23 protein-coding genes and 1 pseudogene are annotated in these 26853 nt (G+C 69.6%); 11 read left to right on the top strand and 13 right to left on the bottom strand.

The genetic code is table 11. From position 1 onward, the window contains the following. Positions 1 to 110 precede the first annotated feature (110 nt). Positions 111 to 1055: a 4-(cytidine 5'-diphospho)-2-C-methyl-D-erythritol kinase gene (locus tag MSZK_RS08150; protein WP_099246681.1), complete on the bottom strand. Its 945-nt coding sequence runs from the start codon at positions 1053 to 1055 to the stop codon at positions 111 to 113. Between the two features lie 68 nt (positions 1056 to 1123). On the opposite strand from MSZK_RS08150, the gene MSZK_RS08145 reads away from it, so the two are divergent. After that, complete coding sequence (locus MSZK_RS08145) at positions 1124 to 1924, top strand: serine/threonine-protein kinase (RefSeq protein ID WP_099246678.1); 801 nt, start codon at positions 1124 to 1126, stop codon at positions 1922 to 1924. On the opposite strand, the gene rsmA is transcribed toward MSZK_RS08145, so the two are convergent. The 3 genes from rsmA to MSZK_RS08130 all read right to left on the bottom strand — a co-directional run bounded on the left by rsmA (position 1921) and on the right by MSZK_RS08130 (position 4899). Next, positions 1921 to 2832: a 16S rRNA (adenine(1518)-N(6)/adenine(1519)-N(6))-dimethyltransferase RsmA gene (rsmA, locus tag MSZK_RS08140; protein ID WP_099246676.1), complete on the bottom strand. Its 912-nt coding sequence runs from the start codon at positions 2830 to 2832 to the stop codon at positions 1921 to 1923. The two genes, MSZK_RS08145 and rsmA, sit on opposite strands and share 4 nt — an antisense overlap. Continuing rightward, entirely contained in the window at positions 2829 to 3950 is a 1122-nt protein-coding gene (locus tag MSZK_RS08135) for a resuscitation-promoting factor (protein WP_099246674.1), read from the bottom strand. The genes rsmA and MSZK_RS08135 overlap by 4 nt, the downstream gene beginning before the upstream one ends. 121 nt (positions 3951 to 4071) lie before the next feature. Continuing rightward, positions 4072 to 4899 (bottom strand): TatD family hydrolase, encoded by an 828-nt coding sequence (locus MSZK_RS08130; protein ID WP_099246672.1) that lies wholly within the window; start codon positions 4897 to 4899, stop codon positions 4072 to 4074. Between the two features lie 26 nt (positions 4900 to 4925). On the opposite strand from MSZK_RS08130, the gene metG reads away from it, so the two are divergent. From metG to MSZK_RS08110, 4 genes are read left to right on the top strand one after another with little or no spacing between them, the layout of a single operon-like run. Further along, a complete protein-coding gene (metG, locus tag MSZK_RS08125) occupies positions 4926 to 6479 on the top strand; it encodes a methionine--tRNA ligase (protein WP_099246670.1) in 1554 nt (517 codons plus the stop codon). Positions 6480 to 6528: 49 nt separating this feature from the next. Continuing rightward, positions 6529 to 7713, top strand: coding sequence for an NAD(P)/FAD-dependent oxidoreductase (locus tag MSZK_RS08120; protein WP_099246668.1), 1185 nt, complete (start codon positions 6529 to 6531; stop codon positions 7711 to 7713). Beyond that, positions 7710 to 8603: an RNA polymerase sigma-70 factor gene (locus tag MSZK_RS08115; RefSeq protein WP_099246666.1), complete on the top strand. Its 894-nt coding sequence runs from the start codon at positions 7710 to 7712 to the stop codon at positions 8601 to 8603. Before MSZK_RS08120 ends, MSZK_RS08115 begins: the two co-directional genes overlap by 4 nt. 40 nt (positions 8604 to 8643) lie before the next feature. Next, a complete protein-coding gene (locus MSZK_RS08110) occupies positions 8644 to 9894 on the top strand; it encodes an aminodeoxychorismate synthase component I (protein WP_099246895.1) in 1251 nt (416 codons plus the stop codon). Here MSZK_RS08110 and rsmI read toward each other — a convergent pair. Further along, on the bottom strand, positions 9861 to 10700 hold the full coding sequence (rsmI, locus tag MSZK_RS08105) for a 16S rRNA (cytidine(1402)-2'-O)-methyltransferase (protein WP_099246664.1): 840 nt from the start codon (positions 10698 to 10700) through the stop codon (positions 9861 to 9863). The genes MSZK_RS08110 and rsmI overlap by 34 nt on opposite strands. 25 nt (positions 10701 to 10725) lie before the next feature. On the opposite strand from rsmI, the gene MSZK_RS08100 reads away from it, so the two are divergent. Both MSZK_RS08100 and MSZK_RS08095 read left to right on the top strand, forming a co-directional pair. Continuing rightward, the gene (locus tag MSZK_RS08100) at positions 10726 to 12276 is read left to right on the top strand and encodes a dolichyl-phosphate-mannose--protein mannosyltransferase (RefSeq protein ID WP_099246662.1); all 1551 of its coding nucleotides are present in this window, start codon (positions 10726 to 10728) and stop codon (positions 12274 to 12276) included. Positions 12277 to 12389: 113 nt separating this feature from the next. Further along, positions 12390 to 13241 (top strand): hypothetical protein, encoded by an 852-nt coding sequence (locus MSZK_RS08095; protein ID WP_099246893.1) that lies wholly within the window; start codon positions 12390 to 12392, stop codon positions 13239 to 13241. Between the two features lie 54 nt (positions 13242 to 13295). On the opposite strand, the gene MSZK_RS08090 is transcribed toward MSZK_RS08095, so the two are convergent. Beyond that, positions 13296 to 14225: an LLM class F420-dependent oxidoreductase gene (locus MSZK_RS08090; protein ID WP_099246660.1), complete on the bottom strand. Its 930-nt coding sequence runs from the start codon at positions 14223 to 14225 to the stop codon at positions 13296 to 13298. 100 nt (positions 14226 to 14325) lie between these two features. Here MSZK_RS08090 and MSZK_RS08085 point away from each other — a divergent pair, with 100 nt between their 5' ends. Together MSZK_RS08085 and MSZK_RS08080 are read left to right on the top strand one after the other, a co-directional pair. Continuing rightward, on the top strand, positions 14326 to 15474 hold the full coding sequence (locus MSZK_RS08085; protein WP_099246658.1) for a Zn-dependent alcohol dehydrogenase: 1149 nt from the start codon (positions 14326 to 14328) through the stop codon (positions 15472 to 15474). Continuing rightward, positions 15471 to 17762, top strand: coding sequence for a CoA transferase (locus MSZK_RS08080; RefSeq protein ID WP_099246656.1), 2292 nt, complete (start codon positions 15471 to 15473; stop codon positions 17760 to 17762). The genes MSZK_RS08085 and MSZK_RS08080 overlap by 4 nt, the downstream gene beginning before the upstream one ends. On the opposite strand, the gene MSZK_RS08075 is transcribed toward MSZK_RS08080, so the two are convergent. From MSZK_RS08075 to arcA, 4 genes and pseudogenes are all read right to left on the bottom strand, one after another. Continuing rightward, on the bottom strand, positions 17734 to 19269 hold the full coding sequence (locus tag MSZK_RS08075) for an NAD(P)/FAD-dependent oxidoreductase (RefSeq protein ID WP_099246654.1): 1536 nt from the start codon (positions 19267 to 19269) through the stop codon (positions 17734 to 17736). The genes MSZK_RS08080 and MSZK_RS08075 overlap by 29 nt on opposite strands. Next, positions 19266 to 21002 carry a flavin-containing monooxygenase gene (locus MSZK_RS08070; protein ID WP_371411302.1) on the bottom strand — a complete coding sequence of 579 codons (1737 nt, stop codon included), beginning with the start codon at positions 21000 to 21002 and terminating at the stop codon, positions 19266 to 19268. Before MSZK_RS08070 ends, MSZK_RS08075 begins: the two co-directional genes overlap by 4 nt. A 19-nt stretch (positions 21003 to 21021) precedes the next feature. Then, positions 21022 to 22505 (bottom strand): annotated as a pseudogene (locus MSZK_RS08065) (aldehyde dehydrogenase). Continuing rightward, complete coding sequence (arcA, locus tag MSZK_RS08060) at positions 22469 to 23665, bottom strand: arginine deiminase (RefSeq protein WP_199203249.1); 1197 nt, start codon at positions 23663 to 23665, stop codon at positions 22469 to 22471. Before arcA ends, MSZK_RS08065 begins: the two are co-directional and overlap by 37 nt. Positions 23666 to 23724: 59 nt before the next feature. On the opposite strand from arcA, the gene soxR reads away from it, so the two are divergent. Continuing rightward, the gene (soxR, locus tag MSZK_RS08055) at positions 23725 to 24156 is read left to right on the top strand and encodes a redox-sensitive transcriptional activator SoxR (protein ID WP_099246648.1); all 432 of its coding nucleotides are present in this window, start codon (positions 23725 to 23727) and stop codon (positions 24154 to 24156) included. Positions 24157 to 24195: 39 nt separating this feature from the next. Next, positions 24196 to 24792 (top strand): alpha-ketoglutarate-dependent dioxygenase AlkB, encoded by a 597-nt coding sequence (locus MSZK_RS08050; RefSeq protein WP_199203240.1) that lies wholly within the window; start codon positions 24196 to 24198, stop codon positions 24790 to 24792. A gap of 2 nt (positions 24793 to 24794) precedes the next feature. On the opposite strand, the gene MSZK_RS08045 is transcribed toward MSZK_RS08050, so the two are convergent. The 3 genes from MSZK_RS08045 to MSZK_RS32280 all read right to left on the bottom strand — a co-directional run bounded on the left by MSZK_RS08045 (position 24795) and on the right by MSZK_RS32280 (position 26719). Next, complete coding sequence (locus MSZK_RS08045; RefSeq protein WP_099246644.1) at positions 24795 to 25445, bottom strand: DUF5642 family protein; 651 nt, start codon at positions 25443 to 25445, stop codon at positions 24795 to 24797. Positions 25446 to 25474: 29 nt separating this feature from the next. Continuing rightward, the gene (locus tag MSZK_RS08040) at positions 25475 to 26149 is read right to left on the bottom strand and encodes a DUF5642 family protein (RefSeq protein ID WP_099246642.1); all 675 of its coding nucleotides are present in this window, start codon (positions 26147 to 26149) and stop codon (positions 25475 to 25477) included. A gap of 93 nt (positions 26150 to 26242) precedes the next feature. Further along, entirely contained in the window at positions 26243 to 26719 is a 477-nt protein-coding gene (locus MSZK_RS32280; protein WP_158230562.1) for a TspO/MBR family protein, read from the bottom strand. Positions 26720 to 26853: the final 134 nt, after the last annotated feature.

Here is a 26853-nt window from a genome sequence, read left to right as displayed (position 1 = left end):
CCAGGCCGCGAGTTATCACCGCCGATCATCTTAAACTTCCCTTAAGTTACTGCCAAGTTTTAAGAGCTATTGAGAAGCGCGTCACACCACGCCGGCGGATTCGGAGAGGCCTAGCTCGACACGATGCGGGCGCCGTGCACGGGGCCACTGGCCACCCGCACGGTGCGGCACACGTCGACACCGGCCAGTTCGGTGCCGACATCCACCGCGGCCGCCGCCGACTCGCACAGAAACGCACAGGTGGGACCGGATCCGGACACGATCCCGGCCAACGCACCGGCGTCGGCGCCGGCCCGCAGCGTGCGGCGCAGCCCGGGGTTGAGGCTCAACGCCGCGGCCTGCAGATCGTTGCCCAGCAGGGCCGCCAGCTCGCGCGGGTTGCCGCCGGCCAGCGCACCCAGCAGCGGCTCGGGGTCGCTCAGCCGCGGCGGGTCGCCTGTCTCGCGCAGCCGGTCGATCTCCCGGTAGACCTCGGCGGTGGACAATCCGCCCTGACCGAACGCCAGCACCCAGTGAAAGGTGCTGCGGGCCAACACCGTCGCCAGCTCCTCACCCCGGCCGGTGCCCAACGCCGTCCCGCCGTGCAGCGCGAACGGAACGTCACTGCCCAATTGCGCGGCCAGCGCGTGCAGATCGCGCCGGGGCACACCGAGCTCCCACAGGTTGTTCATCGCGACCAGAACGGCCGCGGCGTCCGCGCTGCCGCCGGCCATGCCGCCGGCGACCGGGATCGACTTCTCGATGGTGATGTCCACGTCCGGGGCGCGCCCGACGTGCTGCGCCATCAGCTCGGCAGCCCGCCAGGCGATATTGCGCTCGTCGGCGGGCAGCTCCTCAGCACCCTCCCCCACCATCCGCAGCGACAACACGTCGGCGTTGCGCACGGTCACCTCGTCGACCAGCGACACCGCGTGGAAGACCGTGGTGAGTTCGTGATAGCCGTCGGCGCGCCGGTCGCCGACCTCCAAGTAAAGGTTCACCTTGCCCGGCACTCGTACAGTCACCGACCCGGTCGGCACCCATTCCGGCGCGATCGAGCCGTTGGTCGGGGACACCGGACGAGACTATCGCGCCGTGCGGGATTCCCCGGCCGGCCGCCGGCCCGCGTATCTAGGGTCGAAGCGTGCTACCTCCTGGGCAGTCGGTCGCGGGCTATGTCGTCGACGGCGTGGCCGGCCGCGGCGGGCAGGCCTGCGTCTACCTCGCCCACGACGCGAACCTGCGACCGGTCGCGCTGAAGGTGCTCGACGACGACCACCGCGACCACATCAGCACCGCCCGGCTGGCTCGCGAGTTTCGTCTCGCGGACCGGCTGCGCCACCCGCACATCGTGGCCGTCTACGACCACGGCCCGCACTGGATGACCATGCAGTACGTCGACGGCGGCAACGTGACCAGGCTGCCGAGCTTGCAGGCCAAGCTCGAGGCGCTCGCCCAGATCGCCGCCGCACTCGACCACGCCCACCACGACGGGGTGGTGCACAGCGACGTGAAACCTGCGAATATTCTTGTGCACCAGGAGTTTTCGAAAAGCGGTGCGGTACTGATCGACTTCGGGGTCGCCCACGTACTCGCCGAGGACGTCTGGCACCGGCCGGCCCAGGTGCTGGCGTCGCTGCCCTACGCGGCGCCCGAACTGGTGCAGGGCCGACTACCCCAGGCCGCCACCGACGAATACGCGCTGGCCTGCACGGCAGTGGAGTTGCTGACCGGCGCGCCACCGTTCCCGGCCGACGATCCGGTGATCCTGGTCGACGCGCACCTGCACCTGCCGCCGCCCGAGGTGTCTCGGCAGACCCCGTGGCTGTCACGGTCGTTCGACATGGTCCTGGCCCGAGCGATCGCCAAGGATCCGGACCGGCGGTACCCGTCATGCACCGAATTGGTGCACCAACTGGCCGAAACGGTGAGACGAAGCGTCTAGAACACCTGAGCCGGCCGCGACGGGCCGTCTGAGGAGTCCTTCTCGGTGAAGTCGACGGAGCGCTGCAGCAGCCGGACGAAATCGGCGATGGTCAGCGTCTCCCCACGACGGGCGGGGTCGATGCTGGCCGCGAGCAGCCGCTCGGCGGACTCGTTACCCGTGCCCGCCCATTCCAGGAAGGCATTGCGGGCGGTCTTGCGACGCTGCGCGAACGCGATGTCGATCAGGTCGAACACCTGCTGGCGGAAGCCGTCATCGGCGGGCCAGGGCGAGGTCTCGTAGCGGTCGATCCGCACCAGGCCGGAGTAGACCCGGGGAATCGGCCAGAACACCGTCGGCGACACCATGCCGTAGCGGCGGACCTTGCCGAAGAACCGGACCTTGACGCTGGGAACGCCGTAGTCCTTGCCGCCGGGCTCTGCCGCCAGCCGCTCGGCCACCTCGGCCTGGACCATCACCATCACCGTCCGGATCGAGGGGAACTCGGCCAGCAGGTGCAGCAGCGCCGGAACGGCGATGTTGTAGGGCAGGTTGGCGACGACGGCGGTCGGCTGCTCGGGCAGGTCGGCGCGCTCGATACCCAGGATGTCCCGGTTGAGCACGGTCAGCCGATGGATTTCGCTGTGCGAGTGCTCAGCAATGGTCTTGGGCAGGCGCGCGGCCAGCACGGGGTCGATCTCGATGGCGCTCACGGTGGCGCCACGATCCAGCAACGCCAGAGTCAGCGAACCCAGGCCTGGCCCGACTTCCAGCACATGGTCGTGCTTGTTGATGCCGGACGCCGAGACAATGCGACGCACGGTATTTGCGTCGTGGACGAAATTCTGGCCGAGAGATTTACGCGGCTTGAAGTCGAGTTCTTTGGCCAGATTTCTGATCTCGGTACGCCCGAGGAGACGAATTGTCACGATGCACCCCTACCACACACGGGCCACGCTCCCCAGCCTTGTCGCGAACGCGTTACTTCAGCAATTGCAATTTGTTCTTCTCTTGTTGCCAGATCGGCACGGCTAGCATACCGCAGTCCGCCGTTTCTTTCCCAGGTGTTTTGATCAAATTGCACGCCACCGTAGTAACCGTTGCCGGTATTGATCGCCCAGTTTCCGCCCGCCTCGCACCTGGAAATGGCGTCCCAGATCGGACCGTTGAGCACCGGCGGCACCTCCGTTCCCGGTTTGGCGCCGACCCGCAGCACCGAATCACGGGCCGGGACGACCACGGTGTTGGCAACGGGCAACCGTCCGGTCTCGACCCCGTTGACCGTGGCGACAGCAAAAGTCACGTCCTGCACTCCCGGAGTTCCCGGGTCTTCGACGACTTGGCGGCTCATGTTCATCGTGGGGTCCTCGATCCGCTGGGCAACCGGTGCCAGGGGTACCCGCGCGGTGACCTTCTCCACCCGGGTCCGGGTCACCTGGATCTGCATGCCGGCGATCACCGGAGACGACGCCGAGGGCACCACCGAATCGGCCTGCTCGAGCGGCACGCCCGCGGCGGCGAGCAGTCCGGCTACGTTCGGTGCGGCCAGATGAACCGTGCTTACCACGCCGCCGTCGTTGATCTGCACGGTCTTGGCGCTGACCACGGGCAGGGCCATCCCCTCCAGCGGCAGCCGGCTGCCGCGCGAGGCGGCGGCCGGGGCGGTGTCGGTCATCCGCAGCTGAGCCAGTGCCTCGTCCACGGTCGACGCGGTGGTCCACACCTGCTTGGAATCTTGGCCGTCCAGCGAGATCTGGAGCGGGCGGCTGCGGCGCAGGACAATCGTCTCGGCGTCGTTCACCGTCTGGTTGGCGCCCGGAAACAGATCGTCACGCTCGCCGACGGTGTAGCCGTTCTCCTCGATGACGTCGATCACCCGCGACTTCATCGTGCTGACCTTCATCTGGGTTCCGTCGATGTTCAGCGTCACGGTCTTGTCGGACACGACCGCGAACACCCCGGCACCGGACAGCGTCAGCAGCACGGCGGCGACGACGAGACGAAGGATCGGTGACGGCGACTGGTGGAGCTTGGTCAACGCATTCAAAAGTTCGATCCCGCCTCAGCACTAAACAAAACAAGGGGCCGTCGTGGCCCCCTTTGATCACAAGACGGTAACGAACCAGGCCGGACCGGAGCAACCCGGGGACGCCGCTCTCAACAGACCCTTAGAGACCGTAGACCCGTCGCGCGGTCGCCGAGGACTGCTCCGCCAGCAACTCCGCCGGACGGTCGACGAGTTCGGCGAGCGCCCGCACGGTGTAGGGCAGGCAGTACGGCTCGTTGGGGGCCCCGCGGTACGGATGCGGCGTGAGGAACGGAGCGTCGGTCTCCACCAGAAGCTGGCCGGGCGGGATCAGCAGGGCCGCCTCTCGCAGGTCACGGGCGTTGCGAAAGCTGACCGTGCCGGACAGGCTCAACACCCAGCCGGCCTCGAGGCAGGTGCGTGCCATCTGCGGCCCGGAGGAGAAACAGTGGAATATGACCGTTTCGGGGGCGCCCTCGGCGCGCAGCACGTCGAGCACCTCGGTGTCGGCGTCGCGATTGTGGATCATCAGCGGCTTACCGGTCCGCTTGGCCAGGTCGATGTGCCAGGCGAAGGACTCTCGCTGCGCCGAAGGTTCGGCGCAGCCGTCGAGCCGGCCCGGCCAGTACAGGTCCATGCCGGTCTCCCCGATCGCCACCACCCGCTCCTGGCTGGCCAGCTGCTCGAGCTCGGCACGGGCGGCGTCGTCCAGGGCGCCGGCCCGGGTCGGGTGCAGCGCGACCGCCGCGTAGACCCGCGGATCCCAGGTGGCCGCCTCGGCGGCCCAGCGGGCGGCGTCGAGGTCGTCGGCGATAGTGACCACCGCTTCGACCCCGGCCGCACCAGCGCGGTCGAGGATCGCGCGCACGTCACCGACGTCACGGGCGCCGCACGCGTCGAGGTGGGTGTGCGCGTCGATCAGCGGGGACAACGGCTCTGGGAGCGGCGGTGCCGAACGCTTGGAAGCCACCGCAACACCATAAGGTGAGTTCTGACATGAGCCAGAAGACGCCGTTCTACCTCACCACCGCGATCGCGTATCCGAACGGTGCGCCGCACATCGGGCACGCCTACGAGTACATCGCGACCGACGCCATCGCCCGCTTCAAACGCCTCGACGGCTTCGACGTGCGCTACCTCACCGGCACCGACGAGCACGGGCTCAAGATGGCGCAGACGGCCGCCGCCGAGGGCATCGGAACCGCCGAGCTGGCCCGGCGCAACTCCGACGCTTTCCAGGCGATGCAGGAGAAGCTCGGGGCGTCGTTCGACCGGTTCATCCGCACCACCGACGCCGACCACATCGACGCCTCGATCGAGATCTGGAAGCGGATGGATGCGGCGGGCGACATCTACCTCGACTCGTACTCGGGCTGGTACTCGGTGCGCGACGAACGGTTCTACACCGAAGACGAGCTCGAGACGCGCGCCGACGGCAACAAGTACTCGCTGGAGACCGGTACCCCGGTGACCTGGACCGAGGAACAGACCTATTTCTTCCGGCTGTCGGCCTACGCCGAGCGCCTGCTGGCCCACTACGCAGCCCACCCCGAGTTCATCGGCCCCGACGTCCGGCGCAATGAGGTCGTCAGTTTCGTCTCCGGCGGGCTGCGCGACCTGTCGATCTCGCGCACCACCTTCGACTGGGGTGTGCCGGTGCCCGGCCACCCCGACCACGTCATGTACGTGTGGGTCGACGCGCTGACGAACTACCTCACCGGCGCGGGCTTCCCGGACACCGACTCCGAGTCGTTCCGTAAGTACTGGCCCGCCGATCTGCACATGATCGGCAAGGACATCATCCGGTTCCACACCGTGTACTGGCCGGCGTTTCTGATGTCGGCCGGCATCGAACTGCCTCGACGGGTGTTCGTGCACGGCTTCCTGCTCAACAGCGGCGAGAAGATGAGCAAGTCGGTCGGCAACGTCGTGGATCCGTCCGCGCTCGTCGACGCGTTCGGTCTCGATCAGGTGCGCTACTTCCTGCTGCGCGAGGTGCCGTTCGGCCAGGACGGCAGCTACAGCGAAGACGCCATCATCGGCCGGATCAACGCCGACCTGGCCAACGAGTTCGGCAACCTGGCGCAGCGGTCGCTGTCGATGGTCAACAAGAACCTCGAGGCACGGGTGCCCGAACCCGGCGCGTTCACCGACGCCGACCGCGAGCTGCTGGCGCTGGCCGACGAATTGCTGCCCACGGTGCGCGCACAGTTCGACGTGCCCGCCATGCACCTGGCCCTGGAGTCGATCTGGGCGATGCTCGGCGCGGCCAATCGCTACTTCTCCGCCCAGGAGCCGTGGGTACTGCGCAAGTCGGAGGCCGAGGCCGACCAGGAACGATTCCGCACCGTGCTCTACGTGACGCTGGAGGTGGTGCGGATCGCCGCACTGCTGGTCCAGCCGGTGCTGCCGACGTCGGCGGCCGCCCTGCTGGACCTGCTCGGACAGCCCGAGGACGCCCGCGACTTCGGCGCGGTGGCGGTGCGGATCGCGCCCGGCACCGAGCTGCCGGCACCGACCGGAGTGTTCCCGCGGTACCAGGTGCAGTGATCTACATCACGTAGAGTCACAGTCATGGCCTCCGGGGTGTCTTGAGGGCATGACCGAACACAACGCACACCACAGCACCCGAGTCGTCGTCGTGGGCGGCGGCTACGCCGGGGTGATCGCGGCCAACCATCTCCGGTTGCGACCCGACGTCCACATCACGCTGGTCAACCCCCGCCCCGAGTTCGTCGAACGGATCCGGCTGCACCAGCTGGTCACCGGATCCGACGACGCGGTGGTCGACTACGGCGAGATCCTCGGCGAGGGAATCGAGCTGGTGGTCGACGCCGCCACCCGGATCGACACCCAGGCCCGGCAGGTGGAACTGTTCAGCGGCCCGCCGCTGCCCTATGACTATCTGATCTACGCGGTCGGCAGCGGCTCGGCTCAACCCGCCGTGCCCGGCGCTGACGAATTCGCTTATCCCATCGCCGATCTCGAGGAAGCGCAGCGGCTGACCGCGGCGCTGGGCGAGCTGCACTACGGCGCGCCGGTGTGCGTGGTCGGCGCCGGGCCGACCGGGATCGAGACCGCCGCCGAACTGGCCGAACAGGGCCGGCGGGTCACGCTGGTGTGCGGTGCGGCGCTCGGCCCGTACCTGAGCACCCCGGGGCGCCGGTCGGTGGCCAAACGGCTGCACAAACTCGGCGTGACGATCGTCGACGGACCGCAGGCGACGGTGACCGAGGTGGCCGCCGACGCGGTGCGGCTGGCCGACGGGCGCAGGCTTTCGAGCGCGGTGACGATCTGGACCGCCGGGTTCGGCGTGCCCGATCTGGCGGCACGGTCCGGGCTGCGCACCGACGCGATCGGCCGGTTGCTCACCGACGAAACCCTGACCAGCGTCGACGACGACCGGGTGGTGGCGGCCGGCGACGCCGCGGCCCCGTCCGACCAGCCGCTGCGGATGAGCTGCCAGGCCGCGATCCCGCTGGGCGCGCAGGCCGCCAACACCGTGCTTGCCCGCATTGCCGGCCAATCGCCCGCGGTGATCAATCAGGCGTTCACCGGCCAGTGCATCAGCCTTGGGCGGGCGGGCGGCACCGTGCAGATCGCCCGCACCAACGATGTCCCGCTGCCGCTCTACCTCGGCGGGCGGACCGCCGCGCTGATCAAGGAGGCGGTCTGCAAGGGCACGGTGAGCTTCCTGCGGCGCGAGGCCCGCAAGCCGGGGTCCTACTTCTGGCTCAAGGGCGGCGGCACCCGCCCGGCCCCCGAGGCTGTGCAGACACCGTGAGCACCCCCGACGAGCACGCCGACCGGTTCACCCTGCTGCGGCCGCTGCTGTTCACCATCGCCTACGAAATCCTGGGGTCGACAACCGAAGCCGACGACGTCTTGCAGGACAGCTATTTACGTTGGGCGACAGTCGATTTAGCCGAGGTTCGGGACACCAAGGCCTACCTGGCCCAGCTGGTCACCCGGCAGGCGCTGAACACCCTGCGCACCCAATCCCGTCGCCGGGAGGACTACGTCGGGCCGTGGTTGCCCGAGCCGCTGCTGCTCGACGAACACGACGGCGCCAGCGACGTGGTGCTCGCCGAATCGGTGTCGATGGCGATGCTCGTGGTGCTCGAGACGCTGACACCCGACGAACGCGCGGTGTTCGTGCTGCGCGAGGTGTTCGGTTTCAGCCACGACGAAATCGCCGCCGCCATAGGCAAATCCGCGGTCGCGGTGCGCCAGATGGCGCATCGCGCCCGCGAACACGTCCACGCCCGCCGGCGCCGGTTCGAGCCGCTGGACCCGCAGCGGTCCGCGCAGATCACCACCGCGTTCCTCACCGCGGCGGCCACCGGCGACCTGGCCGGGCTGATGGACATGCTGGCTCCCGACGTGGTGTTCACCTCCGACAGCGCGGGCAAGGTCAGCGCGGCCAGGCGCCCGGTGCTGGGCGCCGAGAAGGTGGCCCGGCTGCTGATCGGTCTGATGAGCCGGGCCGGCTCGGAGTACCGGGTGGAGCTCGCGTCCTACAACAGCGCGCCTGCGGCGATCGTGTATCGCGACGAGCGCCCGGACAGTGTGTTCATGATCGAGGTGATCGACGGCAAGATCGCCAACTTCTACGCGATGCGTAACCCGGACAAGCTTGCCGCCGTCACCGTGCCCCGGGAGATCAGCCGCTGACGCCTTTGCGTCTGCCGCCGCCAGGCGTCAGGCTATGGCGATGCGCATCGACCGGCTCGGCGACCTCGGCACCGCCGCCGACGTGCTGCGCGCCGTCGGCGCCGCCGCCGCGCGGCGTCGGCTGCCGCCGCCGGCCGCGCTGGTCGGCGACTGGTTCGCCGCGGCGGCGGTGATCGCACCGACGGTGTCGGTGCGCCCCACCGCCCCCGCCGAGGTGTTCGCCGTCGCCCCGGGCGATCGCGGTGACGCGGTCGGCGGCGGGTGGATCGGCTACCTGTCCTACCCAGACGCCGCGGCCGACGGCGCACCACCGCGGATCCCGGAGGCGGCCGGCGGCTGGACCGACAGCGTGCTGCGCCAGGACCGCGACGGCTGCTGGTGGCACGAAAGTCTCACCGGCGCAGCGGTCTCCGGCTGGGTCGCCGACGCGCTGTCGTCGTCCATACCCGACGCATCATACGAAATTGATTGGGAAGAACCAGATTTCGAGCGCCATCAGGCCGGCGTGCGGGCCTGCCTGGCCGCGATCGGCGCCGGCGAGGTCTACCAGGCCTGCGTGTGCACGCAGTTCACCGGCACGTTGCGCGGTTCGTCCCTGCAGTTCTTCGCCGACGCGGTCATGCAGACCGCGCCGGCCCGGGCGGCCTATCTGGCCGGCGACTGGGGTGCGGTGGCCTCGCTGTCCCCGGAGCTGTTCATCCGGCGGGTCGGCGACCGGGTGACGTCCAGCCCGATCAAGGGCACCCTGCCGCTGCACCGTCCGGCCGCCGAGCTGCTGGCGTCGGTCAAGGACGTCGCCGAGAACATCATGATCGTCGACCTGGTCCGCAACGACCTGGGCCGGGTGGCCGACATCGGCACCGTCACGGTCCCCGACCTGCTGACCGTTCGGGCTGCGCCCGGCGTGTGGCACCTGGTGTCGACGGTGGCGGCCACGGTGCGCCCACAGGTCACCAACGCGGCCGTGCTGGCCGCCACGTTCCCGCCGGCGTCGGTCACCGGGACACCGAAAGGCCGTGCCCGCCAGTTGTTGTCGACGTGGGAGCCGCGGCGGCGCGGGGTGTATTGCGGCACGGTCGGCATGGCGTCGCCGATCGCGGGCACCGAGCTGAACGTCGCGATCCGCACTGTCGAGTTCGACGCCCGGGGCGCGGCGGTGCTCGGCGTCGGCGGCGGTATCACTGCGGACTCCGACCCGGCCGCGGAATGGCAGGAGTGCCTGCACAAGGCCCGCCCCATCGTGGCGCCGTCGTCGCGCTACGACTCCCGGGCGCGCAGCACCGCCTCGTAGAGTTCGCGGCGGGCCGGCGCGCCCGGATGGGCTTCGACCACCCGGGCGCAGGCATCCTTGACCCGCATGCCGTGGGCGACCAGTGCCTCGACTTCGCCGACCAGGGTCGGCAGGTCGGTGCTCGGCACAGCGCCGGCCAGCACCACGGTGATCTCGCCCAGCACCTTGTCGTCGGCCCACTGGGCCAGTTCGGCCAGCGTGCCGCGGCGGATCTCCTCGTGCACCTTGGTCAGCTCGCGGCACACCACCGCCCGGCGCGCCGGGCCGAGTACCTCGACAGCGTCGCTCAGGCACTCGCCCAGCCGGCGCGGGGATTCGAAGAACACACAGGTGCGCGGTTCGGCGGCCAGCGCGGCCAGCCACGTCCGACGCGCGGACTGCTTGCGCGGCGCGAACCCTTCGAAGCAGAACCGGTCGGACGCCAGCCCGGACACCGCCAGCGCGGTGGTGACCGCCGACGGGCCGGGCAGGCAGGAGACGGCGACGCCCTCGTCGATGCATGCCGCGACCATTCGGTAGCCGGGATCGTTGATCAGCGGCATGCCGGCGTCGCTGACCACCAGCACGATGGCACCGCCTTTGATGTCCTCGACGAGCGCGGGCACCCGGGCCGCCTCGTTCTGGTCGAACAGGCTCACCACCCGACCGCGGATCTTGACCTCCAGCGAGTGGGCCAGCGTGCGTACCCGCCGGGTGTCCTCGGCGGCCACCACGTCGGCGGTGGATAGGGCGTCGACCAGCCGCTTCGACGCGTCGCCCGGCTGACCCAGCGGCGTGGCACCGAGGATCAGCCGTCCGGTAGTCACGCCCGACAGCCTACGATCGCAGACGATGTCCACGACAGCCGATGACCTCGCGGTGCACGAGCGCCATGTGCCCGTCATCAGCCCGGCACCGTTGGTGCCGGTCGCCGACTTCGGTCCGCTCGACCGCATCGAGGGCTGGGTGGCCACGGCGATCGTCACCGCGCTGGCCGCGCTGACCCGGCTGATGAACCTCGGCTCGCCGACCGATGCGGGCACCCCGATCTTCGACGAGAAGCACTACGCGCCGCAGGCCTGGCAGATGCTGCACAACTACGGCGTCGAGGACAACCCCGGTTTCGGGCTGGTGGTCCATCCGCCGATGGGCAAGCAGCTGATCGCCGTCGGTGAGGCGCTGTTCGGGTACAACGGCGTGGGCTGGCGGTTCACCGCCGCGGTCCTCGGCGTGGTGCTGGTCGCCCTGGTGGTGCGCATCGTGCGCCGGATCAGCCGCTCGACGCTGGTGGGCGCGATCGCCGGGCTACTGCTGATCGCCGACGGTGTGAGCTTCGTGGCCGCCCGCACCGCGCTGCTGGACGCCTTCCTGACATTCTTCGTGGTCGCGGCGTTCGGTGCGCTGATCGTCGACCGCGACCAGATGCGCGAGCGCATGCACACCGCCCTGCTGGAAGGCCGCATCGCCGAGACGCCCTGGGGGCCGCGGCTGGGGGTGCGGTGGTGGCGGTTCGGCGCGGGCGTGCTGCTGGGCCTGGCGTTCGCGACCAAATGGTCGGGGCTGTACTACATCGTGTTCTTCGGCGCGATGTCGCTGGCGTTCGACATCGCCGCCCGTCGCGCCTACCGGGTGCCGCGGCCGTGGTTCGGGGCGATCCGGCGCGATCTCGGGCCGACCGCCTACGTGTTTCTGCTGATTCCGTTCGCGGTGTACCTGGCGTCGTATGCGCCGTGGTTCTCCTCGGAAACCGCGGTGAACCGCTACGAGGTCGGCGAGTCGATCGGCGAACGGCAGTGGTATCAGCCGCCGGACGCGATCCGGTCGCTGTGGCACTACACCTACAAGGCGTATCACTTCCACTCCACGCTGACGAACTCCGCGGGCAACCACCACCCGTGGGAGTCCAAGCCGTGGACGTGGCCGATGTCGTTGCGGCCGGTGCTGTACGCGATCGACAACCAGAACGTGCCCGGCTGCGGGGCGGCCTCCTGCGTCAAGGCCGTGATGCTGGTCGGCACGCCCGCGATGTGGTGGCTGGCGGTGCCCGTGCTGGTCTATGCCCTGTGGCGGACGTTCGTGCGCCGCGACTGGCGGTATGCCGTGGTGCTCACCGGTTACTGCGCGGGGTTTTTGCCCTGGTTCGCCGACATCGACCGGCAGATGTACTTCTTCTACGCGGTACCGATGGCGCCGTTCCTGGTGATGGCGATCGCGCTGATCCTCGGCGACCTGCTGCACGCACCGCGTCAGAACGCCGAACGAAGAACGCTCGGGCTGATCGTGGTGAGTTGCTATGTCGCGCTGGTGATCACCAACTTCGCCTGGCTGTACCCGGTGCTGACCGGCGTCCCGATCTCACAGTCCACGTGGAACATGGAGATCTGGCTGCCCAGCTGGCGCTGATGTCTGGCACGAGATCGACACCAGGGTCGTGATCGCGAGAATTCCACAGCCCTGGTGTCGATCTCGCGGTCGAGGTCCCGGAGTTGTCGGGCCCGCGCACCAGCATGCTGGGCATGTCCTCGCCGATCATCGGAAGCCAGGCGATCGCGGCCGGCGCGCTCACCCGGGGCCAACTGCGCTGGAACTACACCGCATTACATCCCGATGTCTACGTCCCCAAGGGGGTCGCGCTCACCCTCGACCTGCGCACCCGGGCGGCAGCACTGTGGGTGCCCGGCGGCGTCGTCGCCGGGCGCGCGGCCGCTGCGCGGCACGGGTCGCCGTGGGTGTCCGCTACGTCACCCGTCGAACTCATCGGTCGCGCCCGGCGTCCCCAGCCCGGTGTCGTCGTGCGCCAGGACCGCGTCGGCAGCGACGAAACCGTGTCGCTCGGCGATCTCCCTGTCACCTCCGCGGACCGCACAGCCCTCGACCTTGCGCGATTTCTGCCCAGGGTGGACGCGGTAGCCCATCTCGACGCACTGGCCGCGGCAACCGGAATCGACCCGGACGCCGTGCTGTCGCTTGCCGACCGCTACCGCGGGGCGCGGGGCATCCGACGAGCGCGCGCCGCCCTGGCACTGGTCGATCCCGGCGCCCAGTCACCACGGGAGTCGTGGCTGCGATTGCTGTTGATCGACGCCGGATTCCCCCGGCCCGCCACCCAGATTCCGGTCTCCAACGGCCACACGACGATGTTCGTCGATCTCGGATGGGACGAGCCGAAGATCGGGCTGGAATACGAAGGTGGTCAACACCAGTCGGACCGGCGTCAGTTTGTGCGGGACATCGGCCGCCACGATCTGCTCGAGGAAGCGGGCTGGCTGATCGTGCGCGTGGTCAAGGAGCACAGCCGGGGGTACATCCTGCGGCGAGTTCGCGACGCGTTCGGTCGGCGTCAAGTCTCGCTGCCGAGATCGGCATGACGGTCGTGAATCGGGCCGCACCACAGCCCTGGTGTCGATCTCGGCAGGGAGTCGCTAGAGCCCCAGCAACGGCTTGAGCAGCTCGGCGACCGCGGTGACCCCGCCGGGCTGATAGCCGTTGAGGCTGGTGACCGGGCTGAGGATGACACCGTCGATGCCGGCGTCGAGCACCTTGGTCTTGATCTGGTCGACGATCTGCTCCGGGCTGCCGAAGACGGCCTGCTGCTTGAAGTCGTCGGGAATGAAGTCGGCGGTGACGTTCTCGTCGATGATCGTGATCAGCAGCATGCTGGTCTCCAGGGTGGCCGGATCGCGGCCGATGTCTTCGCAGCGGTCCTTGACCACCTGGACCTTGCGGGGCAGCTCGTCGAAACCGGCGATGACGTTGAGGTGGTCGAAGTACTTGGCCGCCAACGGGATTGTCTTCTTCTCACCACTGCCGCCGATCATCAGCGGGATGTGGTCACGGAAGCGGGGGTTGGCCATCGCCTCCTGGGTGCGGTAGTACTTGCCGGAGAAGGTCGGGCGTTCCCCCTTCAGCATCGGCAGGATGATCTGCAGCGCCTCGTCGAGCTTGTTGAAGCGGTCGGTGAACGTGCCGAACTCGTAGCCGAGCTGATCGTGCTCGAACTCGAACCAGCCGGTGCCGATGCCCAGGATGGCCCGCCCCTGACTCATCACGTCGAGCGTGGTGATCTCCTTGGCCAGCAGGGTCGGGTTGCGATAGGTGTTGCCGGTGACGAGCGTGCCCAGCTGTACCCGCTCGGTGGCGGTGGCCAGGCCGCCGAGGGCGGTGTAGGCCTCCAGCATCGGCTGGTCGGGCGTGCCCAGACCGGGCAGCTGGTAGAAGTGGTCCATCAGGAACACGGAGTCGAAGCCTGCGGCCTCGGCTTCCTGCGCCTGGGCGATCACCGTGGGGAAGATGGCTTCGACACCGGTGCCGTAGGAGAAGTTGGGGATCTGAAGTCCGAGTTTGATGGTCACGTGGGTTACGTAACCACGATTAAGCGGGGCGTGCGCCCCGTTTCGCTCCCGGCGAATCAGGGAATATCCGCCGACCGCACCGCCCCGTAAGGTCAGGGCCATGAGAAGCCGCGCCGCCGTCGTGCGGGACGTCGGCGGCGGCTGGTCGGTCGAGGAATTCGAGCTCGACCCGCCCCGCGCCGGTGAGGTGCTGGTCCAGCTGGCCGCCGCCGGGCTCTGCCACTCCGACGACCACATCCGCAACGGGTTCATGGCACCGCCCGGCGCCCCGCGGACCCGGCCTCCGACCATCGGCGGCCACGAGGGCTCGGGCGTGGTGCTCGAGGTCGGGCCCGGCGTAAAAGGACTGGCCGCCGGCGACCACGTGGTGACCTCCTTCGTCGCGGTGTGCGGACACTGCCGGTGGTGTGCCTCGGGCATGGAGTACCTGTGCGACAAGGGCGCCGGCGTGCTGATGCCCGGCATGCCCACCGACGGCACGTTTCGCCATCACACCCTCGACGGTCACGACCTCGGGCACACCTCCAAGATCGGCGCCTTCGCCGAGCACACCGTCGTCGCCGCCGACTCACTGGTGAAGATCGACTCCGACATCCCGCTGGTGCCCGCCGCGCTGCTGGCGTGCGCGATCCCCACCGGCTACGGCTCGGCGGCGCGCCGCGGCAACGTGCGCGGCGGCGACACCGTCGTGGTGCTCGGCGCGGGCGGTATCGGGACGGCAGCCATCCAGGGCGCCCGGATCAACGGCGCGAGCACGATCGTCGCCGTCGATCTCCTCGACACCAAACGGGCGTCGGCAGCCGAGTTCGGCGCCACCCACACCGCCGCATCGGCCGGCGAGGCCGTCGGTCTGGTCCGCGACCTGACCCGAGGCGTGATGGCGGACTGTGTGATCGTCGCACCGTCGGACATCACCGGCGACGACGTCCGCGATGCGCTCACGCTGACCCGCAAAGGCGGCACCTGTGTCCTGACCGGCATGGCCCCGGCCGGTGCGCTGCCCGTGTTGCTCGACATCCAGGATCTGGTGCTGATGAACAAGACGCTGTGCGGAACGGTCTTCGGCTCGTGCAATCCGCGCTCCGAGATCCCGCTGCTGGCGGCGCTGTACACGTCCGGTCAACTCCGCCTGGACGAGATGGTCACCCGCCGCTACCGCCTCGACGACATCAACGCCGCATTCGACGACCTGCTGGGCGGTCGCCTGGTCCGCGGCGTCATCGACTTCGGGATCGCCACCGGCGCATGACATCTGCACTGTCGGGCATCCGGGTACTCGAGATCGGCGACCGGATCGCCACCGCCTACTGCGGCAAACTGCTGCGCGACGCCGGGGCCGACGTGGTGATGCTCGAACCACCCCGCGGACACCGGCTGCGGACGTACCGCCCGGCCGGCGTCACCCCGTCGGCCGGCGACAGCCCGTTCTTCGCGTTTCTGGCCGGCGGCAAGCGCAGCGTCACCGGCGCGACGATTCCGCCGGAGTTGGTGGCCTGCGCCGACATCGTGATCCTGGGGGCGACCCCGGCGCAGGCGACCGAGATGGGCTGGACCGCCGACACCGTACCCGCTACCACATCGGTGATCACGGTCTCCGACTTCGGCTGGACCGGTCCGTGGACCGAACTGCCCGCCACCGAGTTCACCCTGCAGGCGTGGTGCGGATCGACGGGATCCCGCGGGGAGCCCGACCGGCCGCCGATCGCGGTCGGCGGCGATCTCGGCGAGTTCATCGCGGGCAGTTACGCCGCCTTCTTCGCGCTGGCCGCGCACCGCGGTGGCGGTTTCGACATGTCGGTCCTGGAGGCCATGACCACCTCGATGCAGGTGTTCTCCTGGCTGCGTAAGGAATTGATGCTGCTGGAGGTCGTCGGCCGGTCCACCGAGGTGCCCTCGGTCGAGCGGGCCAGCGACGGCTATGTGGGCATCTCGATGGCCACCGGCCAGCAGTGGCAGGACTTCTGCGCCATGGTCGAGTGCCCCGATCTGGCCGACATTCCCGAGCTGCGCTTCCAGGTCGGCCGCTGGGAACACCGCGACCTCATCCGGGCCCGCACCGCGGACTTCTTCGCCACCCACACCGTCGCCGAGATCGTCGAGCTGGCGGCGCTGTTCCGAATCCCCATGACCGCCATCGGCAATGGCGAAACGCTGACCGGCATAGATCATTTCGTTGCCCGTCAGTCCTTCCTTGATCACCCGGCCGGGTTCCGGGCGCCGCGCCCGCCGTGGCGGATGAGCCGGACTCCCGCGCTGCCGCCTGCGCTGCCGCCCGCCGTTGGCGACGCCGGTGCCGCGCACGTCTGGGCGCCACGCGAGACACCGGCGCAGCGCACGGCCCTGCCGCTCGACGGCGTCCGGGTGGTCGACCTGACGGCGTTCTGGGCCGGCCCGACCGCGACCCACCTGCTGGCGATGCTCGGCGCGGACGTGGTGAAGATCGAATCGGTGCAGCGCCCGGACGGGATGCGATTCGCCGGCGGGTTCCGCGCCGACGTCGAGCGCTGGTGGGAGTACAGCTGGGTGTTTCACGGGGTCAACTCCGGAAAGCGTTCGGTGACATTGGATCTGGAATCCGAGGACGGCAAGGCGCTGTTCGCCCGGATGGTCGCCGACGCCGACGTGGTGGTGGAGAACTTCACGCCGCGGGTGATGGAGAACTTCGGCCTGAGCTACGAGCAGCTGTGCGCCTACAACCCGCAGATCATCGAGGTCCGCATGCCCGGCTTCGGGCTGGACGGGCCGTGGCGCGACCGGGTCGGATTCGCGATGACGATGGAACAGCTCGCCGGGCTGGCCTGGCTGACCGGTTATCCCGACGGGCTACCCACCGCGCCGCGCGGCGCATGCGACCCGCTGGCGGGTGTGCACGCCGCGTTCCTCACGCTCGCGGCGCTCGAGCACCGCCGCCGCACCGGCCACGGGCAGTTGGTCGAGGTGCCGATGATCGACGTGGTGCTCAACGCGAGTGCTCTGCAGGTCATCGAGCACGAGGCCGCCGGTGTGCTGCTGACCCGCCGGGGCAACCGCGGCCACGAGTTCGCCGTCCAGAACGTCTACGCCTGCGCCGGCGACGATCAGTGGGCCGCGGTCAGCATCCGCCACAGCGATGACTGGACTGCGCTCAAAGCTGTTCTCGGACAGCCGATCTGGTCCCACGGACTGGCATACGGCGCCGACACCGCCGACCACATCGACAGCCGCCTCGCCGACTGGCTGAAGAGCCGGCCCCGCGATGCCGCGGTCGCGGCGCTGCTCGCGGCGGGCATCCCGGCCGCGCCCGTGGTGGCACCGCCCGACGTGATCGACAACCCCGCGCTGGTGGCCCGCGACTTCTTCCAGCCGGCCACCCACCCGCTGTGCGGACCACTGCCATATCCGCGTCCCCCTGTCACCGGTGAGTTCGTGCATCACAGCGCGCCGCTGCTGGGCCAGCACAATGCCGAGATCCTCGGCGGTGCAGCGGGTCTCAGCGATCAGGAGCTGGCACGCCTGGAGGATGCCGACGTCATCGGGAGCCGGCCGCTGGGGCTGTGACCGCCGGGTGGTGAATCCAATCACGGGGCTTGAGCCGCCGGGTGCGCCGCGCGTAGTCGAGTTCCTTGTACGGCCACTGCGTGACGATGCGGCCGCCCGGCGAGCGGAAATAACTGCCGCACTGCGTCCACACCGTCTGCTCGAGCTCGGCGGAGATCTCCTCGTTGAACCGCCGCTCGGCCTCCGGTCGCACCGCGAGCGTGCCGCCCCGGCGGGCCAGCCGGCCGACTGCGTCGGCGACCAGCCGGGCCCCGGCCTCCAGGATGTAGACGATCGAGTTGCCGCCCTGGTTGGTGTTGGGGCCGTAGAGCATCAGGAAGTTGGGGAACCCGCTGACGGCGGCGCCGAGGTAGGCGCTGGGATCCTCGCCCCACCGCTGGTGCAGCGAGCGCCCGTCGGCGCCGATCACCTCGATGCCGGACAGGTAGTGGTTGGTCTGGAAGCCGGTGGCCAGCACGATCGCATCGACGTCGGTCGCCGATCCGGCCGTGCGCACGCCCGCCTCGGTGACGGTGGTGATCGGTTCGGTCACCAGCGAGACGTTGTCGCGCTGCAGGGCGGCGTAATAGTCGCCGCCGAGCAGCACCCGCTTGCAGCGAAACGGGTAGTCCGGGGTCAGCGCCGCGCGCAGGTCGTCATCGGCGACGTTGCGGCGCAGGAACTCCTCGGCGATTCCCTGCCGTCCGGCAACCAGCGGGTCGTCGAGCCGAAGCGCGGTGTTGTCGTGCTGTTCCTTCCACAGTCGCCAGCGCTCCCGCCGCGCCGCCCAGGGGCTGCGGGCGTACCTGGCGAGCTCGGCGGCAGTGAACGCGCGATCGTCCTTGGGCACCATCCATGGCGGGGTGCGCTGGAAGACCGTCACATGTGCGGCAAGGGTGGCCAGCTCCGGAATGACCTGCACGGCACTGGCTCCGGTACCGATCACGGCCACCCGGCACCCGGCGAGGTCGGCGTGCCGATCCCACCGGGAGGTGTGCATGATCGGACCGGTGAAGTCGGTCAGGCCGTCGATGTCGGGCAGCTTCGGTTCTCCGAACAACCCCACCGCGCTGACCACGACATCGGCGGTGTATCCGAAGCCGGTTCCCGTGGTGACTGATTCGAGGTCGAGATCCCACCGCGATCGGCCGGCATCCCAGCGCATGCCGCGCACCGCGGTGTCGGTCAGCACATGCCGGTTCAGGTCGAAGTCGGCCGCCACCGACTCCAGGTACGCCAGGATCTCGGGCTGGCGGGCATAGGTGCGGCTCCAGTTCCGATTGGGCGCGAACGAGAACGAGTACAGGTGGCTCTGGATGTCGCACGCCGCCCCGGGATAGGTGTTGAGCCGCCAGGTTCCGCCGACCCCGTCGCTGCGTTCGATGATCACCAGATCGTCGATGCCGATCCGGCGCAAGGCGACCGCCGCGGCCAGGCCGCCGAACCCCGCGCCGATGATGGCGACCCTGGGCGACGGGCGCCGGCGCAGCGCCGCCCGCAGTCGACCGGCCAGATACCGCTTGGTCATCGGCCGGCACCGCCGCCGACGGCGAGGCCGGCCAGCGTGCCCGCGTTACGCCAGGCGGCCAGGATGTCGGCGTATTCGGTAGGGGTGCCGTAGAAGAAGCTGCCCTGCCGGGTGGTGGCATTGGCCTGCCCCTCCCGGTTGTAGTAGCCGGGGGTACACGACCGCGCGCGGTCGGCGGTACCGGCCGAACGCTCCACCACGGTGGCCACCCAGGCGTCCTCGGCGGCGGTGGTCGCCTCGAGCCGGCTGATGTCGCCGGCCAGGGCCGCGGCGATGATCCAGGCGACGTGGGTGGCCTGGACGTCGAGCAGGTACGGGAAGTTCACCGTAAACCCGGACTGCGCAATGCTTTCCACGAACAGGTTCGGAAAGCCCGCCACCAGCAACCCGTGCAGGGTTCGCACCCCGTCGCGCCAGGTGTCGGTCAGCGTGCGACCGCCGCGGCCGACGACCTCGAATCCGGTGCGGCGGGCATACTCGGTGCCGACCTCGAAGCCGGTCGCGAAGATCAGACAGTCCAGTTCGTGCTCGACACCGTCGACCACGACACCGCGCTCGGTGATGCATTCCACCCCGCGCCCGCGGGTGTCCACCAGAGTCACGTTGGGCCGGTTGAAGGTTGCCAGATAGTCGTCGTGAAAGCACGGGCGCTTGCAGAAGTAGCCGTACCAGGGTTTGAGCGCCTCGGCGGTGGCCGGATCGGTGACGACGGCGTCGACCCGGGCGCGAACCTCCTCCATCTTGGCGAAGTCGGCCAATTCGCCGTCCTGCATCACCAGCAGGGTCTTGGTGATGCTGGTCCAGGCGTCGGCCACCAGGTCCTCGTCGGCCTCGCCGCCGGCGGTGAGCTGCTGGAAGTTCTCGATGCGGCGGCGTTGCCAACCGGGCGTCAGCTCGGCGGCCCAGCGCGGGTCGGTCGGCTGGTTGTTGCGGACGTCGACCGACGACGGCGTGCGCTGGAACACCGACAGGTGGCCGGCCGCGCGGGCCAGGTGCGGCACGCACTGCACCGCGGTCGCACCCGTGCCGATGATGCCGATTCGCTTGTCGGAGACCAGCTCCAGGTCCTCACCGGTGTAGTCGTAGTCCCACCGGCTGGTGTGGAAGGTATGCCCGGCGAACCGCGCGATGCCCGGGATGCCGGGCAGCTTGGGCTTCTGCAGATAGCCGTTGGCCATCGCGACGAACCGGGCCCGGATCGCGTCGCCGCGGTCGGTCTCCACGATCCAGCGCGACAGCCCGTCATCCCAGTGGATCCGGCGGACCTCGGTGTGCAGGCAGGCATCTCGGTAGAGGTCGTAGTGTTGCGCGATCCGCCGGCAGTGGGCGAAGATCTCCGGTCCCTTGGCGTACTTTTCGGTCGGCAGGTAACCGACCTCCTCCAGCAACGGCAGGTAGACATAGGACTCGACGTCACAGGCGATGCCGGGATAGCGGTTCCAGTACCAGGTGCCACCGACGTCGGCGGCCTTGTCGATGAGCCGGATGCGCTGCACGCCGAGCTCACGCAGCCGCGCGCCGGTCAGCAGGCCGCCGAATCCGGCGCCGATGACCGCGACGTCGACCTCGTCGGTCAGCGGCTCGCGGGCAGGCGGTTGTCCCGACCACGGGTCGTGGGCGAACCCGGCGAAATCACCGGCGACCTCCACGTACTGGCCGATGCCGTCGGGGCGCAGCCGGACCTCACGCTCACGGGCATAGCGAGCACGCAGCGCGTCGGGGTCGAAGGGCACATCGGTCACGTTGTGGGCACTATAGGGTCACCGCGCCGGCAATGACCTTGGTCTCCAGATATTCCTCGAACCCGGCCACGCCCATTTCCCGCCCGATACCCGAACGCCGGTAGCCGCCGAACGGCGTGTCGGCCGAATACCACACTCCCCCATTGACGCTGACCGTGCCGGTGCGCAGCCGGGCGGCCACCCGGCCCGCCCGGTCGACATCGGCACCCCACACCGCCGCCGACAGTCCGTACGGCGAATCGTTGGCGATCCGAACCGCGTCGTCGTCTCCGTCGTAGGCCAGCACCACCAGCACCGGCCCGAAGATCTCCTCGCGGGCCACCCGGGCGGAGTTGTCGAGGCCGCGGATCACCGTGGGGGCGATGAAGTACCCGCGGCTGCGCCCATCGACCCGGCCCCCACCACAGGCGAACGAACCGCCCTCGGCCAGCGCCAAATCCAGATAGCTGTGCACCCGGTCGCGCTGGCGAGCCGAGATCAGCGGGCCGCACACCGTCGCCGGATCGGTCGGGTCACCCACCGGAATCGCGCTCATCGCCGCCGCGGCGGCGTCGACGGCCTCGTCATAACGCTCGCGGGGCACCAGCAGCCGAGTGGTGAATGCGCACCCCTGGCCGGCGTGCCGGGTGACGCCCAGCGCCGCCACCTCGCACGCCCGGATCAGGTCGGCGTCGTCGAGTACGACGAACGCCGACTTGCCGCCCAGTTCGAGGCACACCTTGGCGATGTTGCGCGCGGCGGCGGCCATCACCGCCGAGCCGGTGTCGGTGGAACCGGTGAACGACACCACGTCCACCCGTGGGTCGGCGGCCAGCCGGGCGCCGACGCCAGGATCGCTTGAGGTGACGATATTGACGACGCCGGGGGGAAAGTCGGTGTGCTCGGCGATGATTCGCCCGACATGCGCGGCGCACCACGGCGTCTCGGGCGCCGGTTTGAGGACCACGGTGTTACCGGCCGCCAGCGCGGGCCCGAGTTTGGCCAGGTTGATCTGGTGCGGATAGTTGAACGGTGTGATCGCGCCGACCACACCGTAGGGCTCGCGCACGATCTCGCGCCGCGACGCGATCCCCATCGGGGCTGCCACCCCGAGATCGGTTCGCCATACATAGTTTTCAGCGGTATCGGCGGGGAACGCGAGGTCCTCGACCGGGCCCTGCAAGTGTGAGCCGTAGGTGAAGCTGATCGGTGCGCCCACCTCGGCGACGGTGATCTGGCGCAGCTGCTCGATCTCGGTGTTCAGCGCGGTCGTAACTGCCGCAGGCAGTGCACCCGCAGCGCCACGTCGCGCGCCCAGTCGCCGCCGTCGAAGGCGCGCCGGGCCGCACCGATCGCGGCGTCCATGTCCGCTGCATCACCGTCGGCGGCCGGGCCGAGCGGCTCTTCGGTGGCCGGATTGATCGTGCTGAACGTGCCCGAGCCGCCCGCGCGCAGTCGGCCGTCGATCAGCAGGTCGGTCACAGCGGGTCTCGGGCCACCGGACATGACATGCACCGCGGCCCACCGCGCCCGGTACCCAGTTCCGAGGCGGCGATCGGAAGCACTTCGATACCGGAATCCTGGAGCCGGGCATTGGTTTCGGTGTTGCGCTCATAGGCGACCACGACACCGGGTGCCAGAGCCAGCGTGTTGTTGCCGTCGTCCCACTGCTCGCGTTCGGCGGTCACCGGGTCGAGGCCGGTGTCGATCACCCGCAACCGATCGATCTCCATCGCGTCGGCCGCCGCGCGCACGAACGGCGCCTCGTCCATGATCGTCACGCCGTCGGGGGTGCGTTTGATGGTGAACGCCGACAACGAATCGCTGATGGCCGGGTACATCACCACGGCGTCGACATCGACCATCGTGCAGACGGTGTCCAGGTGCATCTGCGCGCGCTCCTGCGCGATCGGCACCGCCAGAACGGTGTGCGCGAGCTCGTCGTCGAACAGGCTGCGCGCCAACGCTTCCGCTCCGGCCGGGGTGGTGCGCTCCCCCACTCCGACGGCGACCACACCGGGCGAGAGCAGCAGCACGTCACCACCTTCCACCGGCGCCGTGTGCGACTCGTAGGCGCGCCGCACGCCGAGGAAACGCGGGTGGTGGGCGTAGATCAGGTCGGTCAGCGAGGTCTCCCGCATCCGGGCCGGCAGCGCCAGCGAGGTGATGGCCACCCGAGGACCGATCCAGAACGACGAGTCCCTGGTGAACAGCAGATTGGGCAGTGGCTCGATGACGAAGTCGCCGCCGTGATGCATGCGCCGCACCAGCGACGTGTCGGACTTGGCGCTCGAGGGGAGTTCGGTGAAGGTCATCCCCGCCGTGAGCACGTGAGCCAGCGGCGCAGGTTCCAGGCTGCGCAGGTAGGCCGAAAGTTCCTGCGCCAGCGGCAATCCCAGGCGGCGTGCGTCGACAGCCGCGGAGATACCCTGCATCCGGGCGGCGCCGCTCGCCAGCGCCTCGGTCAGCAGGTCCGACAGCAGCAGCACTTCCACGCCCCGCGAGCGCAGCAGATCGGCGAACGCGTCGTGTTCCTGCTGGGCCCGCGACACCCACGGCAGGCCGTCGAAGAGCAGCTTGTCGTTGTTGCGCGGCGTCAGTCGCTGCAACTCGGCGCCGGGCCGATGCAAGATGACGACCCGCAGCGTCCCGACCTCGGAGTTGGAGCCCAGCACGGTGGCAGTCACAGGTAGCACCGTAACAACAGGTCAGCCACCCCAACTATCGTTGAGGTGTGACCGAGCAGGAACTGGCGCCCGGCGAGCTCGCGCAACGGGCCGGCGTGGCGATCTCGGCACTGCATTTCTACGAACGCGAGGGGCTGATCAGCAGCCGCCGGACATCTGGCAACCAGCGCCGTTACGCCCGTGACGTGCTGCGCCGGGTGGCGTTCATCAGGATGTCCCAGCGCCTCGGCATCCCGCTGGCGCGGGTGCGTGAGGCGCTGGCGTCGTTGCCGGCCGACCGGGTGCCGACCAGCCGGGACTGGGCGCGCCTGTCGGCGGGCTGGCGCGAAGACCTCGACGAGCGCATCGGTCACCTCCAGCGGTTGCGGGACAACCTCGCCGACTGCATCGGCTGTGGCTGCCTGAGCCTGCGCAGTTGCGCGCTGTCCAACCCCGACGACGTGCTCGCCGGCCAGGGCCCCGGGGCGGCACGACTCTAGGCCCTTCCCATCGAACAGATGTGCGATATCCTCGCAGCTGTGTCTGTGGCGGTTCAGGGCGCACTGTTCGAGCACAGCGAGCGCCGCAACCTCGGTGCCGGGGCGTGGGTCGACCTGCGGTCGGCCTGGGTCGACGACGCCGACGCGCTCTTCGACGGGCTGCTGCAGGATGTCCCGTGGCGTGCTGAGCGGCGGCAGATGTACGACCGTGTCCTCGATGTCCCGCGCCTGGTCAGCTTCCACGACCTGGTCACCGAACCGGCACCGCACCCGGTCATCACCAAGCTGCGCCGCCGCCTCAACGACATCTACGGCGGAGAACTCGGTGAACCGTTCACCAGCGCCGGGTTGTGCCTCTACCGCGACGGTGCCGACAGCGTGGCCTGGCACGGCGACACGATCGGGCGGAGCAGCACCGAGGACACCATGGTGGCGATCGTCAGTCTCGGCGCCACCCGGGTGTTCGCCCTGCGACCCCGCGGTGGCGGGCCCTCGTTGCGGCTCCCGCAGCGGCACGGCGATCTCCTGGTGATGGGCGGGTCCTGCCAACGCACCTGGGAGCACGCGGTTCCCAAAACCGCGCTGCCGAAGGGCCCGCGGATCAGCATCCAGTTCCGGCCGCGCGACGTGCGCTGAGCTCAGCCGCGGATCGCGGTGACGCCGGCGACCAACAGGTCACGGGCGCGTCCGGTGTCGACCGGCACGACCGGCTTGTCGGGCAGCACCAGCGGGTTGGCGCTGACGATGACTTGGTACACACCGAAGTGAGCGGAGTAGTTGTAGGTCTCGCCGCGGCGCACCTGGTTGTCGACGACCGTCTGCAGCACCCGGTGCACACCAAGGGTCTGGGTGCCGTCGATCGTCGGCGCCTCGACGGTCTCGACCAGACCCCGGATCCCGGCACCGCTGAAGGCGACCTTCTGACAGTCGGGGCCGGGCACGGTCACCGGGATCGCGGCGCTGGTCTCGACGGCGATGACGATGAACCGGTTGCCCGCGCCCTGTGCGGTGACGGCCGCCATGTTGCCCTCGGTGTCGGCCGGCACGAGTTGTCCGGTGCCGAATTTCGCGCAGCCGGGCGGGTCGAATGTCAACCCGCCGGGCAGTTTCTGCCCGGTCAGCAGTTGCGGGTTGATCCCCGTCGGTGCCGTCTCGGACACCGCGTACTCGGGACCGAAGCTGGATTTCAGCGTGGTCACCTTGGCGATGTCGGCCTTGGGTTCGGCCGCGCCGCAGCCGGCCAGCAGACCGGCACACAGCACCGCGAGGAGCGCGCCGGGTTTCACCATCGGGGCCAATGTACCCAACCAGGCAGGGGTCAGCCGCGCAGGGCGGACACCGTCGCGACCAACAGGTCGCCGACGAATCGCGAATCCAGGGGCGGGTGGGGCGATCCGGGATCGGTGACCAGCGTGACGAACGCGACGTGGTCGCCGAGATAGGCCTGCGCGGTGACGGCCCGGCCGTCGGTCTCGGTGCCGGACTCCACGACGGTGCGGGTCGCGACCGTCATCGCGACGGTGTCGACGCCCTCGATGTAGGGCACCTCGGATGGCGGGGCCAGGGTCACCTCACCGGTGGTGTGGGCGAACGTCATCGTCCAGTGGGGGCAATCGCCGATCAGCCCGGCGTCTGGCGGCCCCTGGCCGGGGACCGCGACCACGACATACACGATTCCGCCCGGGCCGGACGCCGAATACCCGCGCGCGCCGGGGTCGGCAGGCGCGGGGTCGGCGAGCGCGGCGCACGGCGCGGGGCCCGCAGTCCAGCCGGATCCGAAGCCCCACAAGCCCGCCGCGCTCAACGGTCCGGACACGTCGGCGATCTCATATCCCGCCGGAAGCGCCGACCGGATCCGTTTGATGTGAGCCGGGTCGAACTGCGGCGCGGCCGGAGTCGCCGCCTCAGTCGACAACGGCGGAGGCGCCGACGGGGGCTGCGCCGCGCAGGCGGCCAGCCAGAGGGTCGTCAGGCAGACGATGAGCTGCCGCACCGGGTCTTGATACCACTGATTGCCGGTGCGGTGTGCGACCCCGCGCCCGACATGGGACGGACGGGGCGAATCCGCCTCGTCCGCAAGCTTTCTCTAGCGGTTGAGGCGCCAGATGTCGGTCGACAGCAGCGTCGCAAACGAACACCACAGCGGATACGGCACCAGCGCGGCGCCGAGCTTGGGATCCGCCCCACCGGCTCGGCGCGCCAGATCGGCACTGCTGAGCGCCAGCGCCCCGGCCACGGCCACCGACGGGCCGAGCTTGTGCTGCTTGAAGAACAGCCAGCTCCAGCCGGCATTGAGCACCAGATTGGTGCCCAGCGCTCCGATATACGCACGGGCCTTGGCGTCCTCGCCGTTGGCCCGGAACTTGTCGATGGCCGCCGCGGAGGTCACCGCGATATCGGCGTACAACGACGTCCACGCCACCGGGAACACGGCGTTCGGCGGAACGTAGCGCGGCTTGCGCAGTTTCGGATACCACGTTTCGACGCCCTGACGGCTCGCGATGCTTCCGGTGACGGCCGCCGCTGCGGTGGCCAACGATGTTGCGACGATCGACTTGCCCATGCCCGCCAACTTACCCGCGCGCCCGGCGGGGAAACCCCGGCTTGGTGTGTCAGGCCCGGGGCCGGTGACCGCCGACGCCCGCCCGGTCGCGGACCGGACGCGCACCCGGCGGCGTCGGGTGCGCGACGTCGCGC

The sequence above is a fragment of the Mycobacterium sp. shizuoka-1 genome (genome assembly GCF_002723835.1).
Classification (GTDB): Bacteria; Actinomycetota; Actinomycetes; order Mycobacteriales; family Mycobacteriaceae; genus Mycobacterium.
The sequence above is the reverse complement of the archived record's forward strand: the minus strand, read 5'-3'. Positions and strand labels throughout refer to the sequence as shown.